The 13,636-nt window shown below is 32.2% G+C and carries 12 protein-coding genes; 8 read left to right on the top strand and 4 right to left on the bottom strand.

Translation table 11 applies throughout. The annotated features are described in order from the left end of the window. Window positions 1-127 precede the first annotated feature (127 nt). Window positions 128-1,021, bottom strand: coding sequence for a selenium metabolism-associated LysR family transcriptional regulator (locus N4A68_00220; GenBank protein ID MCT4562743.1), 894 nt, complete (start codon window positions 1,019-1,021; stop codon window positions 128-130). A 223-nt stretch (window positions 1,022-1,244) separates the two neighbouring features. On the opposite strand from N4A68_00220, the gene N4A68_00225 reads away from it, so the two are divergent. From N4A68_00225 to N4A68_00235, 3 genes are all read left to right on the top strand, one after another. Further along, window positions 1,245-1,418, top strand: a complete 174-nt coding sequence (locus N4A68_00225; GenBank protein ID MCT4562744.1) for a hypothetical protein — start codon at window positions 1,245-1,247, stop codon at window positions 1,416-1,418. A 169-nt stretch (window positions 1,419-1,587) separates the two neighbouring features. After that, window positions 1,588-1,899 (top strand): MGMT family protein, encoded by a 312-nt coding sequence (locus N4A68_00230; GenBank protein MCT4562745.1) that lies wholly within the window; start codon window positions 1,588-1,590, stop codon window positions 1,897-1,899. A 176-nt stretch (window positions 1,900-2,075) separates the two neighbouring features. Further along, window positions 2,076-2,462 carry a rhodanese-like domain-containing protein gene (locus N4A68_00235; protein MCT4562746.1) on the top strand — a complete coding sequence of 129 codons (387 nt, stop codon included), beginning with the start codon at window positions 2,076-2,078 and terminating at the stop codon, window positions 2,460-2,462. 120 nt (window positions 2,463-2,582) lie between these two features. Here N4A68_00235 and N4A68_00240 read toward each other — a convergent pair whose 3' ends face one another. Beyond that, window positions 2,583-4,493: an ABC-F family ATP-binding cassette domain-containing protein gene (locus N4A68_00240; GenBank protein MCT4562747.1), complete on the bottom strand. Its 1,911-nt coding sequence runs from the start codon at window positions 4,491-4,493 to the stop codon at window positions 2,583-2,585. 155 nt (window positions 4,494-4,648) lie between these two features. On the opposite strand from N4A68_00240, the gene N4A68_00245 reads away from it, so the two are divergent. Then, window positions 4,649-4,855 (top strand): hypothetical protein, encoded by a 207-nt coding sequence (locus tag N4A68_00245; protein MCT4562748.1) that lies wholly within the window; start codon window positions 4,649-4,651, stop codon window positions 4,853-4,855. Between the two features lie 51 nt (window positions 4,856-4,906). Here N4A68_00245 and N4A68_00250 read toward each other — a convergent pair whose 3' ends face one another. After that, window positions 4,907-6,514 carry a response regulator gene (locus N4A68_00250; GenBank protein MCT4562749.1) on the bottom strand — a complete coding sequence of 536 codons (1,608 nt, stop codon included), beginning with the start codon at window positions 6,512-6,514 and terminating at the stop codon, window positions 4,907-4,909. Then, on the bottom strand, window positions 6,507-8,348 hold the full coding sequence (locus tag N4A68_00255) for a sensor histidine kinase (protein MCT4562750.1): 1,842 nt from the start codon (window positions 8,346-8,348) through the stop codon (window positions 6,507-6,509). Before N4A68_00255 ends, N4A68_00250 begins: the two co-directional genes overlap by 8 nt. A 437-nt stretch (window positions 8,349-8,785) precedes the next feature. Between N4A68_00255 and N4A68_00260 the strand changes: the two genes are divergently transcribed. From N4A68_00260 to N4A68_00275, 4 genes are all read left to right on the top strand, one after another. Continuing rightward, a complete protein-coding gene (locus N4A68_00260) occupies window positions 8,786-10,084 on the top strand; it encodes an extracellular solute-binding protein (GenBank protein ID MCT4562751.1) in 1,299 nt (432 codons plus the stop codon). 67 nt (window positions 10,085-10,151) lie between these two features. Further along, window positions 10,152-11,036 carry a sugar ABC transporter permease gene (locus N4A68_00265; GenBank protein MCT4562752.1) on the top strand — a complete coding sequence of 295 codons (885 nt, stop codon included), beginning with the start codon at window positions 10,152-10,154 and terminating at the stop codon, window positions 11,034-11,036. An 18-nt stretch (window positions 11,037-11,054) separates the two neighbouring features. Further along, window positions 11,055-11,876 (top strand): carbohydrate ABC transporter permease, encoded by an 822-nt coding sequence (locus N4A68_00270; protein ID MCT4562753.1) that lies wholly within the window; start codon window positions 11,055-11,057, stop codon window positions 11,874-11,876. A 5-nt stretch (window positions 11,877-11,881) separates the two neighbouring features. Further along, entirely contained in the window at window positions 11,882-13,621 is a 1,740-nt protein-coding gene (locus N4A68_00275) for a glycoside hydrolase family 66 protein (GenBank protein MCT4562754.1), read from the top strand. The last annotated feature ends 15 nt before the right edge of the window (window positions 13,622-13,636 follow it).

Raw genomic sequence — 13,636 nt, forward strand, 5'->3', positions numbered from 1 at the left:
TTCGAGGCGTGCTGAAAGCGAGAGACCGTAGCGTATATAGACATACGTAAGGGTTCTTGTTTGAAGCGACAACGAAGAAATTCGGGTTTTTAGGTGGACTGAGATCCCACCATGAAGGTGGGATTTGTTATTTTCTAGATTCTAAAACAAATTTTTTAAAGGTTTCAGCCAGAGGAGAAAGTGCCCTGCTTTTATGATAAACAAAATAGAACTTTCTTTTAAATTCAAAATCCCTTATATGAATCCTTTTTATAAGATGATTTCTTATATCGCTACTAACAGCCTGCTGGGATATAAATGTAACACCTAATTCCTTTTTAACACATTGCTTTATAGTTTCCGTATCTTCAATATAAGCTATTACATTTAAATTATCCGTAGAGAAATTATGTTCCTCAAGTAAAATTTCAACTATATTTCTTGTTCCAGAGCCTTCTTCACGCATAATTAGTGGAAGATGCAGTAGATCCTTTAATGTAATACGATTGATCTTAGAATATTGACCCTTATTTGAAGCCGCAAGAATAATATTGTCATCTAAAATTTCTAGATATTCTAATTGCTTAAAATCTTTTTTAGCACCAACAATACCAAAATCTATTTCTCCAGATAATATTTTATTAATTACTTGACTGGTATCATACTTTCTTAAAACATATTTAACATCAGGATATATCTTGCTGAACTTTTTCAAAAGTTCAGGAAGAAAATATTGTTCTGGTATAGTGCTTGATGAAATCTCTAATATTCCTTCAATTTTACCCATAAACTGATTAAGGGAAAAAAATGCATTATCTCTTTTGTTTAGAATATCGATAGCATATTCATAAAGCAGAGTACCAGCCTTTGTTAAGGTGATGTTTTTATTAGCTCTATTTATTAACACAGTATTAAGTTGTTTTTCTAAACCAATTATATGATTACTTACTGTTGGCTGAGTAATAAAAAGGTTTTCAGCAGCCTTTGAAAAGCTTTTCAGCTTTGCTACTGCCACGAAGGTTTCTAACTGTTTAAAATCCATAATTAACACCCCAATATAAATATCATAAAATAATAGTAACATTAATAATTATTTTTTTCAAACATATATATTTTATTTATATGTAAAGAAATTATATAAAATATAATATATTTATTTACTTACTATCTCAAACTAGTAGGTAAGTTAGTAGATCATTAAAACTTAAAATCAAAGGAATAAAAAATATAAAATAGAAAAAAATACTCTTAGATGGAGGTGAACTATGAAAAACAATAAAAATTTTATGGATAAAGGAGAAAAAAGCTCTATAATTTCAAGGGTGAAAGGGATAACAACCAAAATTCAAAGTATCGGTGGAAATGGGAAAAAAGGCATGGAATGTGAGGAAATGAAGCTGAAACGTTCTGAAGAACTTAGCCCAGATGACTTTGAATAAAAACACGTTATAATTTTGATAATAATTTATTATGATCTACAAAGGGATTGATGGCTCAGACTTTAATATAAGCTATTAATCCTTTTTATTTTGTGAAAGGTTAATATTATATTATAATTAAATCCCTATAGAAATGCAATTTTCAAAATTAATAAAAGAAGGTGAAGTGATGACTGAGTTTACTTCAAAGTTACTAGAAATAATAAAAACCATCCCAAATGGAAAAGTGACAACCTATGGAAGATTGGCTGTGATGGCAGGAAATCCTAGGGGGGCTAGGCAGGTGGCTTGGGTCCTTAAAGCTTATTCTAAAAAATATGATCTGCCTTGGCATAGGATTATAAATTCTAAAGGAATGATTTCTCTTGAAGAAGGTCATGGGTTTGAGCTTCAAAAGTCTTTGTTAGAGGGAGAAGGTATTTGTGTAAATAAGAATGGAAGTATTGATTTAGATACATATTTGTGGGGAAAAGACTCTTAACCAACAAAATATTGAAAAATATTACATAAATTCATTATATTAAATAAAAATAAAAAAAATGTATATTATTTGTCGAACTTATTTACTTAATATAATTAATAAAGTATAATCTATATATATAAATAGCATATGCTAATATAATGCTGATGAAATCTTATAAAAACGGAGGGGATAGAATGGAATATGTTCATGAAGGCGTTGAGAAGTATTTTAAAAATTTACGGAATGGCTGTAATAACCTAATTAATTGCCAGCAATTAAAAGAAAGAATGGTAGCGGGAGAAGAATTGTTTTTACTTGATATTAGAAAAAAAGATGATTACCAAAAAGGGCATATAGAAGGTGCCTTTCATGCTGAATGGCCAGAAGTATTAGATTTTATCAAAGAAGATGTTTTTAAGAAAGATGATAAAGTTATTGTTATATGCTATACTGGTCAAACCGCTGGGCAAATTGTATCCATCCTTAGAGTTCTAGGTTATGATGCTTGCTCTTTAATGGGAGGCATGATGAATGGTTGGTTAAAAGATGATATGCCAATTCAGGCAAGCTGTAGTACATGAGCTTAAAGCAAATTCTCTAGTTTAGAGATAATCCTAAGCTAATATGATTATAAAAATTTATTCTGAAATATTTTGGGGCTGAAGTAAAGACGTTATCTTTATTTCAGCCCCAGTTGACATCTATAGCTTCGATTTATTAATTTTTTCTGCAAGATTATCAAGATATTCTTGCCGTTCCATTTTAAATAATAGTTCTTCTTCGATTTTATCCTTTTCGTCTATGAGCCCTTGAAGCTTAATGAAATCCCTTGAATTTTCTTGGATTTGCACTTCTAATTTAGCCAGTTCATTTTCTAGGTTTTCGATCTCAGAATCTATTTTTTCATATTCTAGCTTTTCTTTATAAGAAAACTTTAGCTTTGGTTGTTTTGAATTTGCTATCGTAGAGTTTTTAACTTTTTCGACCCTTTTTTCCTTTGATTCATTAGGAATTATTCTATTTTGATAAGAAATAAAGTCAGTGTAATTACCCGTATGCTCTAATATTTTCCCCTTTCCCTTAAAGTAAAAGATTCTATTACAACTTCTATCTAAAAAATATCTATCATGGGATACGGTTATAACAGCACCATTAAATTCATCGATGTAATCTTCTAAGACCTTGAGGGTATCAATATCTAGATCGTTTGTAGGCTCATCTAAAATGAGTACATTAGGAGCATGCATGAGAATCTTTAGAAGATATAGTCGTCTTTTTTCACCGCCAGATAGTCTTGATATATAGGTCCACTGCATATCATCGGAAAATAAAAATCTTTCCATCATTTGGGATGCACTTATTTTAGTTCCATCCGAGGTTGTTATATATTCTGCACTTTCTCTAATATATTCTATAGCGCGAAGGTTAGGGTCCATATCCTCTGATTCCTGTGAGAAGTATCCAATTTTTACTGTTAATCCAATATCGATAATTCCACTGTCCGGCATGCATTTACCGGTTATCAGATTTAGAAGTGTAGATTTACCAATTCCATTATCACCGATTATACCCACTCGATCATCTCTTGAAAAAGTATAATCAAAATCCTTAATTATTAGATTTGAACCAAAGCTTTTAGATATATTCTTAAGCTCAATAACTTTTTTTCCTAATCTGGAATGCCCAACGGATATATCTACCTTTGAGTGGTCTATATTATTTTTAGCATTTTCTAATTCTTCAAACCTCTGAATTCTTGCCTTTTGTTTTGTAGTTCTAGCCTTTGCTCCAGTCCTAATCCACGCCAGTTCTTTTCTATATAGGTTCTGTCTTTTCCGTTCAATGGCACATTCTAGATTTTTTCTTTCAATTTTTTTCTCAATAAATTGTGAATAATTACCCGTATAAGAATATATTTTGCCATAGTCAAGCTCTAAAGTCCTGTTAACAACCCTATCTAGAAAATATCTGTCATGGGTAACCATTAGCAAGGCACCCCTTCTATTACTTAAATAATTTTCAAGCCAATCTATAGTCATGTTGTCCATATGGTTAGTAGGTTCGTCTAGGATAAGTAGGTCACAGGGAGAGATTAAAGCACTTGACAATGCAACCCTTTTCTTTTGTCCACCTGATAATGTACCCATTTTTTTATTGAAGCCAGTGACCCCAAGCTTTGTTAGTATCGTTTTAACTTGGCTTTCAAGATCCCAAGCGTTTTGTGCATTCATATCATCTGTTAGCTTCAAGAGTAGCTTTTGTAGATCGGAATTTTCAGGGTCTATTGAAAGCTCCTCCAGGGTTTTTTCATACTCCCTTATTAGTTTAATTGAGGGAGAATCACCTTTAAATATTTGCTCTAAAACAGTGGCATTAGCATCAAATTCAGGATTTTGTGGTAAATATTCGATAGCCTTTCCCCTTGGAACCCTTACATCTCCAGAGTCGCTGGATTCATATCCAGCTATTATTTTGAGAAGTGTAGATTTACCCGTACCATTAATACCTATTAAACCAATCTTGTCATTATCGTTTATAGTAAATGATATATCATCAAAAAGTATTTTTTCTCCATAGCTTTTAGAAATGTTATCAACAGTTAAAATATTCATTTCAATCATCCTTTTTAGTAAACAAAATTGTACTACATGATGTATATTTTATCATAAAAGTCTAGGATAGTAACATTCAAAATATTAAAGGAGATTAATTAAATTTATAGAACTATTTATAGATTCAAAACACCCCAGAAGGGAAGCGTGAATTAATGAATAATATAACTTTAGTTGATAAGACTACAGCTATCTTAGCAGGAGGTATTATACTTGTTTTTATACTGGCAATAATCATATGTAGGTTTAGGTACGAATGGCAAAGGGAAGGGCTTGATGAATATTGGAAAAACTGTAAAGATGACGATATGTTTGAAACTAACCATGATAAGGTACAAAATAACGAAGGGGGAAGTGACTAAAAAATCCTACATAAATATTAATCGTAGGATTTTGTGTTTTTTGGACAGAAATCAAATGTCTAAAGTAAATTTTGTCTTATATTCGCTGGGAGATAGATTGTAATATTTCTTAAAAATGTGGGAAAAATGTTTTACACTTATATATCCGACTCTTTCAGCTACATCATAAACCTTTATTTTATAATCTGTTCTAAATAGTTTTGCTGCTTCCTCCATTCTGATCCTCGTAATGAATTTTGTATAGGGTTCACCTACATTTTTATGAAATACACTGCTTAAATAGCTTGGAGAAACACAAAGTTTGTCGGCTATTAGTGCAAGACTTAGGGGCTCTTTATAATGAGCATAAATATATTCCTTGGATGTTGATACAATATCTCCTTCATTTTCTAACTTGTTATAGCTTTTATTAAATAAATTTCCCACTTCTTTATATATGGATAATACCTGAGTATGGGTTAAATCAACATTGCATGAAGAACATAAATCCTTTAATTTGTTCATAGCTAAGCTTGAGTACTCATCCTTGGTAGAATCTAAGCCATGTAAGGATTTTAACATGTGAATTCCAAAGATTAAAATATTTGATAGAGTAAAGTCCTCTATTAGATTTATATAATTTGATAGGGCTATATTATAGGATATGGAATCATTATTTAGGATTGAAGATTTTATTAATGATAAAGCATCATCAATTTTAAGGATTTTGTCTAGATTGTTGTTATCTTCTGAATAAATATAGAGCTTTTTTTGAGGCTTTATCAGCTTGTTTTTTAATATTGTCAGTGCCTTTTGATATGAAGAATGAAGCTGAAGCACTTCATTCTCAGGTTCGCCTACACCACAGGATATTGTAATACCAGTTTTATCAAGGAATGCTTTTGAAAGGGTATTAAAAATTTTACTATATTCTTTGTTAAAGTCCTTGTTGTTATCAATGTTTATTAATATTAAAGTGTTTTCTTGATCATCACAAAAAACCTTAATAGAGTCTTCACCCTGAAAAATATTAGATACCATTTCGTTTAGAATGAATTTTAAGATATGTATTTCATTTGTTGACATACTGTTTTGAAGAAATACTTCTTCGTCGATGCTAAGTAACATAATTGATGCGTCGGATTCTATAAGGTTTTCCTTCATTTTAAATAGGATGGGATAAAGGGATTTTACTTCGATATAGGAGTTTGTAACCACAGCCTTTAAGAAGTTTCGAACTATCTGCTTTCTGGATTCATTAGATAAATCCATCATAGCCTTAAAAGTTATTTCCCTATTGCTATCCTTTTCAATTTTTATAGCCATATCATTTAGTAGGTTTTTTAAATCTGATTTCACTATTGGCTTTAAAATGTAGTCCTTTACTCCAAATGTCATAGCCTTTTTAGCAAATTCAAATTCTTCAAAGCCTGATAGGATAACTACTTTCTGATTAGGAAATTCTTTATGTATCAATTCACAGAGTTTTAGTCCATCCATTATTGGCATTTTAATATCAGTGATTATCAAATCAATTTTTTCATTTTGTAGAATTGTCAATGCTTCAGTACCTTCCATAGCCTCTGCCGAAACAGTCCATCTTTGGTCTAACCTAGGGACATTTATTTTCATATATTCCCTGGTAAGAGGTTCATCGTCCACAATCATTAATTTATACATTCGTATATCCCCCTTTATAGTCAAATCTTGGAAGAGTCAATCTAACAATAGTTCCAACTCCAAAGGTGCTATTTATATGTAGTCCATAGTCTTTACCATACTTTATTTGAATTCTTTTATGTACATTTACAAGCCCAATACCGCTGCCTCTGTTTTCCATGTCTAAAAGATCATCCTGGTTAGTGGTATAGTTATATATTTTACTTCTCAAAGTATTAAGTTCTTCCTTAGTCATTCCTATTCCATTGTCTTCTATGGTAAATATAATTTTATCACTTTCTTCATGGGAAAAAATATTTATATCAGTCAAATCTTTTTTTGCTTCACAGCCATGAATAACGGCATTTTCTACTATTGGCTGGAATAAAAGGGCTGGTATTATGTAAGAATTAAATTTTTCATCTATATTAATTGAGTATTTGAGTCTACCATCAAATCTACTATATTGGATACTAAGATATGAATCTAATAGTTTCAGCTCGTATTCTAAAGTTATATCCTTATCCAGATGGGACATGCCCCTTAATATACTACTCAATTTATTGATATTATCAACTGCCTTGTCTTCCTTTCCACATTGAATAAACAAGCTTATCATGTTTAAGGTATTGTATATAAAATGTGGTCTTATTTGATTGAAAAGATTCTTCACTTGTGCTTCTTTTTGAAGATATTTAGCTTCATATACCTGTTTAACTAAATCTGTATTTTCCTTCATCATATAGTCTATTCTTTTTACCATATCATTTAGGGATGTTCCAAGATAACCTATTTCATCATCTTTATCACTGGGAAACTTAACTGTAAAATCTCCCGATTCTACTTTTCTTACTCTGGAAACAATACAAAGTAGGGGATTCAAAAACCATTTGATAAAAAATACTAGTATAAAGATCGCAAATATTGAACAGAAAAAAGCCATAAGAAAACTATTGTTTCTAGTTACAACAGCTTTTTTGTTTATTTCGTTAAGGGAGTTTACACCTATAATTGACCAATTCGCATGGGTAGTTTTCGCTATGTTCAGCAAATAATGTTTTTCGTTGTACTCACTGAGTATGTAAGAATCTTTAGTTTGGGAAGCATTTCTGTAGAAATTTAAATATTCATCATAGGGAATATTATCAAGGGATGAGAAGATAATATTTTTATTCTCATCAATTATAAAAAGCCCGCTATAATCTCCAGTATTTACTCCTTCGCATATCGACGCAATACGGGAGTAATTAGCATCAACCTTAATTATCCCAAGAATTCTATTAAGATTTCTTGTACTTTTAATTTTATTTACAACGGAAAAAACTATATGTTTTGGTTTTTTAATCAATTGTTCTAAGTGGGCTGGAACAAATATTGGCTTCTCAGTTTCAAGGGCCTTTGTATACCAGTCATATTTTTTAGGGCTTAATGTATTATCCAAGGTCGATGGAATACGTTCACTTTTGTAGATTCTATCGGTTATGATAAAGACCCTTAAAATATCTTCTCTAGGAAAGATCATCATTTGATCGAGAAAATTTTCAATAGTTCTTTCCCTGCTTAAAAATTGCAGATCGTCATCGTCAATCTTCCTATCAAGGGCATCAATGACATCATCGTTATAATATGGAGATAATGAAAGCCTAAATAAGTCATCCAGATAAGTATCAATATTTAAGGATACTTGGTCAAGGGTTTGTTGTACCTGTTTAGATGACTGCTCCTTAAAATCATCTGTATACTTAATGTAGGATAAATAAGAAACTAGAAATACAGAGGATAAAATAAGTAGTGCAGTACTTACTACAAGCTTGAAGCTTATACCTAAATTTTTTATTCTATAATTGTGGGTCATAAAAACACTCCTATAATAGGGCTTATCCAAAATCCTTTAGATATTAATATTATATCATGGAAGGGTCTAAGATAGATGTGATTCTAAAAAACACGAACCATCATATAAGATTTACGGTGTTTCATTGGAAAGTGTAAAGATTTATAATGAAATTGTAGGATATAGAGATTCTAGTTAAAGCTTTGATTTGTACATATCAAAAATCCCCAGGAACATGGGATGTTTTAATATTTATAAATTAGGATTTACTTGGGACTCTGTATATAGGGTTTTCATAGTATAACTTAAAGTTTATACTGAAATCCCTATGGATGTTTGCCACAGAAGTATAATAAATATGAGCTTACCTCTGACTTCTAGTATTTTCAGTGGTTTTCTAAGTGAACTATACTTTTGAAGCATACATCGATGGAAAACGATATCAAGGGGGAGATAAAATGATTAAAAAGAGAATTTCACTACTTATGGCTTTAGTTCTAATTATAGGCTCATTTGTAGGCTGTGGGGCCAAAACAGAAAATGTTCAATCCAAGGAAGAACCTGTAAAGATAAAGTTTTTTACAGGGAAGGTTGAAACGGTTGATCTTATCAATGGTATGATTAAAGAATTTAATGCTCAAAATCCGGATATCATTGTTGAACAAGAGTTTCAGAAAGAGGCCAGTAATGCAATAAAAATAAAGTTTGCCTCAAATGCTGCTCCAGATATAACAACAGTAGTTACTCAAGACTATATTGATCAAGGTAAATACATGGATCTATCAGGAGAAGAACAGTGGTGGTCAAGGATGAATCCATCGATAAAACAAATGTGTACTGATGTAAAGACAAATAAACAATTTAAAATAGCAAGTAATATGACAATGGCTGGAATGTTTTATAATAAAGAAATATTTGATGAGCTTGGATTAAAAGAAGCAACGACGTGGGATGAATTTAAAAATAACCTAATGGTTATAAAGGAAAAAAGACCTGATGTGACTCCCATGTTTGTTGGTGGGAATGATTCATGGATGCTAGGGCACCTAATAGAGTTTATGGCCCACGGTGTTGTAAAACAAAAATATGGAACTACTGAAGCAAAAAAAGCTTTTCTTTCCAATGAAGATGAAAAACTTCAATTTGGCGCTGAAAATGGACCAATGGATAGTTTCGGGAAAAGATTCTTAGAATTGAAGGACAATGGACTATTAAATGAAGACTTCTTAACTGCAACATACGATAACCAAATAGAAGCCTTTGCTAATGGTAAGGCCGCTGTTATTAGCCAAGGTATGTGGGCTTTAGGTGGGATACTTGAGAAAAATGAAAATATGAAGGATATAGGTTTTTCGCCCTATCCACCTATCGTAGACGGTACAAAATCAGTAATCCTAAGTGCCGAGGATTCAGTGTATGCTATTACCTCTGACTGTAAGCATAAGGAGGAGGCAAAGAGATTTCTTGATTTTATGTTTAATAAACAAAACTTAAAGAAATATAGTGAATTTATAAAGTCGCCTTGTGCGTTCAAAGATGTTGATGCGGATTGGGGAATTATTAAGGATGAAGTAGGAAAGGCCTTGAGCAATGGTGTAAATATTGGTTTTACAAATGAATGTCCATCAGGCTTTTCCGGAGATGATGCAGGAAGATTGGTTCAGAATCTTTATGCTGGTGAGTATCAAAGCACATTAGATTTTGCTAAGGCATATAAAGAAAACTGGGATAAGGCATGGAATGCAACTAATAAATAGTCCCCAGTGAAATAATTACTGCTGTAGATTCAGTGCTGATCTACAGCAGTATTTAGGAGAGATGTAAGTGGAAAAAATAAGGTATAAGATAAACTCGAATTTGCACAAATTTATGGCAATACCCGCTATGATTCTTTTCTCAATATTTTTCATTTATCCACTTTTAAGGGGAATAGGGCTTAGCTTAACGGATTATAATGGAATGACGCCACCAAATTTTATCGGCCTTGATAATTTTATTGATTTCTTCAAGGATGATAGAGCAAAAACAGATGTGGTTAACACTATTTTTTTTGCTGCTGCCTGTGCGCCACTATTAAATATATTTGGTTTTATATATGCACTGATCTTAGATAAGGACTTTAGGGGGAAAAGTATAGTAAGGGCAATAGTATATTTGCCAGCCGTTATAAGTCCTTTGATAATGGGATACACATGGTACTTTATACTGCAACCCAAAAGAGGACTTTTGTTTGCAGTGACAAATATGCTCAACTTAAATGTTTTCACTGGAAACTGGATGCAAGATAGATATACAGCTCTATGGGTGCTAGTAGTTGTAAACGTATGGCAGTATGTGGGGATGACGATGATAATTTATCTTGCAGGGCTTCAATCAATACCCCAAGAGATGTATGAGGTTAGCAAAATTGAAGGAGCAAGCAAATTTCAAACCCTTAGACATGTTACATTACCACTTATGATTCAATCTATAAAAATAAATGTCATAACAAATATTATTGGTTCTTTATCGGTATTTGAAATTATCATGGCTCTTACTAAGGGTGGACCAGGATATAGTACAGAATCATTGAGTATATATATAATGCGTATGTGCTATGGAAGCTTTACGGGGTATTCTACAGCCGTAGCCATTATATTGTTTTTGATAATTTTAGTTCCAGTAATTATATCCTTAAGATGGATGAGAACAAGAGAATTTGAAATATAGGGAGGAATAGCAGTAAATATGGATACTTTAAAGAAAATATGCAGGTATGTGGTAGTTACACTTATAGCACTGATTTCCATAACCCCATTTTATGTGTTGGTCTTATTGGCAACAAGTCCTCCTTCTAGAAGCTTTATGGATGAAACAAATTTTTTACCTATGATATATTTTCAAAATTTTGCTGAAGCGTGGAAAGCATCTAAGATTGGTTTAGCAATCTTAAACTCTTTGATAATAACTATTGGTGCAGTAACGATAATTGTATTACTTGCTAGTTCAGCAGGATATGCAATAGCTAGAACTAAAAATAAATTCAATCGTATTATCTTAAATGTATTACTTTTATCAATGATGATTCCCGGGATCATAAACACAGTACCACTTTATACATTGATGATTAAAATAGGGGGAATAGATTCCTACTGGGGAATGATCTTAGTTTGTGCTACGAATTCCCTTCCATTTTCTATTTTCCTATATACAAGCTTTATAAAAACTGTGTCAAAGGAAATTGAAGAAGCCGCCATCATTGATGGGTGTACTCAATTCTCAGCCTTCTTTAGAGTAGTATTTCCGCTACTAAAGCCTGTGACCTCTGCTGTGGTTATTATCAATGGTCTAGGGGTTTGGAATAATTATGCTCAAGCTGTATTTTTCCTTCAAAGCCAAAGCAAAAGAACCATACCATTGGCGATATCAATGTTTTTTCAACAATATGGAGCAAAATGGAATCTAATGGCCGCATCGGCTGTAATAGGGGTTGCCCCAGCGGTGATAGCATTCTTAATCTTCCAAAAGTACTTTATTAAGGGAATAACAGCCGGTTCAGTGAAAGGGTGATAGTGATGGAAAATAAAAATAGTTTAATTAAATATATAAGTGATGTATTTCCAGAAAAGGGACAATTTTTAGCTGGTGAACCCATCGTGATGGTTGTTGAATTTCCTAAGGAAATCAAGGATAGAAAAGAATTGAACTTAGAAATAAAGATTATGTTCTTGGATGAAGTTACGGAGGTTTTTGAAAAGAAAGTTGAACTACCCTACCCAAAGACCTCTTTAAATCTAAATATACCTCCTAAAAATGACGAATTCAAGGGATATGGCGTTGATATAAATGTATATGATAAAGGGGGCAGTTTTTTACAAAAAATATCAAGCTCCTTCGATGTAGTTGATAACTGGAGACGTTCAACAAGATACGGCTTTTTAAGCGATTTTTATACAGAAGAAAAGGATGATATGCAGGATTTAGAGAATATGAGGAAGTTTCATATTAATCTGGTGCAGTTCTATGATTGGATGTATAGACATGATGATCTGATACCTAAATCAGAGGAATTTCAAGACCTTATGGGCAGAAGTCTGAACCTAGGTACGGTAAAGTCAAAAATAAATACATGCCACAGATACGGTATGAAGGCAATCGCCTATGGAGCAGTATATGCTGCTAGTGAAGCATTTTATAAGGAACATAGGGATTGGGCTCTTTATAATAGCAGTGGAAGGGTTGTAGATTTTATTGGCAAATTCTACATCATGAATATATCAGAAAAATGCGGTTGGCATAGGCATATAATAAATGAATATAAGAAGGCCATAAAAGAAGTAGATTTCGATGGAATCCACATGGATACCTACGGGTTTCCTAAAAGGGCGATTTCAAAGATCAATGATGTGGAAAGGGTAGAGAATCTAGAAGAACATTTCCCAATTCTCATAAATAATACAAGAAATGAATTAGAAAAGGTAAAGGATGATATATGCCTTATATTTAACAACGTAGGAAATTGGCCTGTAGATACGGTTGCAAGGGCTGAGCAAGACGCTATGTATATTGAAGTATGGGATCCCTATGAAAGATATGGACATCTAAAGAAAATCATAGATTGGGCTAAAACATATAGTGGAAATAAACCTGTAATACTTGCAGCTTATCTTAGACCCTATATTGATGAAGCCCATAGGGATATTGAAAAAGCAAATATGGCGGCTTTGCTAGCTACTTCTGTTATCGCAGCAAATGGGGCATATCACTTGATTTTAGGAGAAAAAAATGGAGTTTTGACTCAAGGATACTATGTGGACTATTCAACTTTAGATGATAATTTTGTGAGGCAAATAAGGAATTATTATGATTATATTATAAGATATTCAAACCTACTGTTTGACCATGAACTTAGAGACGTATCCATGACCCATATTTGTGGAGATAATTTAGAATATGTTTTTGAAAATGTTGATATCAGTACCTATGGTGAGGCAGACAAGGTATGGATTATTGTCAAAGAGAAACCCATAAGAAAAGTAATTAATTTCATTAATTTGAAAGGAAACGATGATTACTGGAATAAAGGAAAAAACAAAGTTGAGTATGTAAATGATATTACCCTAAAGATTCAAATAGAGAGTAAAGTTAAATCAGTCTTTATTACTACCCCAGATCAAAACATGGGAAGACCACAAAAACTGAAGTATACAATTTTAGATGGGGATAGGGGTAAAAATCTCGTGGTAAAAGTAGATCAAATAAAGATTTGGAGTACCTTAGTAGTAGAATTTGAAGAAAATGAAAAATTATTTTAATTACATGGAGGATGA

Source organism: Maledivibacter sp. (assembly GCA_025210375.1).
Classification (GTDB): domain Bacteria; phylum Bacillota; class Clostridia; order Peptostreptococcales; family Caminicellaceae; genus JAOASB01.

What these genes read in the sequence shown, in the direction of transcription:
- N4A68_00220 (MCT4562743.1), bottom strand. Translation starts at nt 1,021, where the DNA reads ATGGATTTTAAACAGTTAGAAACCTTCGTGGCAGTAGCAAAGCTGAAA.
- N4A68_00225 (MCT4562744.1), top strand. Translation starts at nt 1,245, where the DNA reads ATGAAAAACAATAAAAATTTTATGGATAAAGGAGAAAAAAGCTCTATA.
- N4A68_00230 (MCT4562745.1), top strand. Translation starts at nt 1,588, where the DNA reads ATGACTGAGTTTACTTCAAAGTTACTAGAAATAATAAAAACCATCCCA.
- N4A68_00235 (MCT4562746.1), top strand. Translation starts at nt 2,076, where the DNA reads ATGGAATATGTTCATGAAGGCGTTGAGAAGTATTTTAAAAATTTACGG.
- N4A68_00240 (MCT4562747.1), bottom strand. Translation starts at nt 4,493, where the DNA reads ATGAATATTTTAACTGTTGATAACATTTCTAAAAGCTATGGAGAAAAA.
- N4A68_00245 (MCT4562748.1), top strand. Translation starts at nt 4,649, where the DNA reads ATGAATAATATAACTTTAGTTGATAAGACTACAGCTATCTTAGCAGGA.
- N4A68_00250 (MCT4562749.1), bottom strand. Translation starts at nt 6,514, where the DNA reads ATGTATAAATTAATGATTGTGGACGATGAACCTCTTACCAGGGAATAT.
- N4A68_00255 (MCT4562750.1), bottom strand. Translation starts at nt 8,348, where the DNA reads ATGACCCACAATTATAGAATAAAAAATTTAGGTATAAGCTTCAAGCTT.
- N4A68_00260 (MCT4562751.1), top strand. Translation starts at nt 8,786, where the DNA reads ATGATTAAAAAGAGAATTTCACTACTTATGGCTTTAGTTCTAATTATA.
- N4A68_00270 (MCT4562753.1), top strand. Translation starts at nt 11,055, where the DNA reads ATGGATACTTTAAAGAAAATATGCAGGTATGTGGTAGTTACACTTATA.
- N4A68_00275 (MCT4562754.1), top strand. Translation starts at nt 11,882, where the DNA reads ATGGAAAATAAAAATAGTTTAATTAAATATATAAGTGATGTATTTCCA.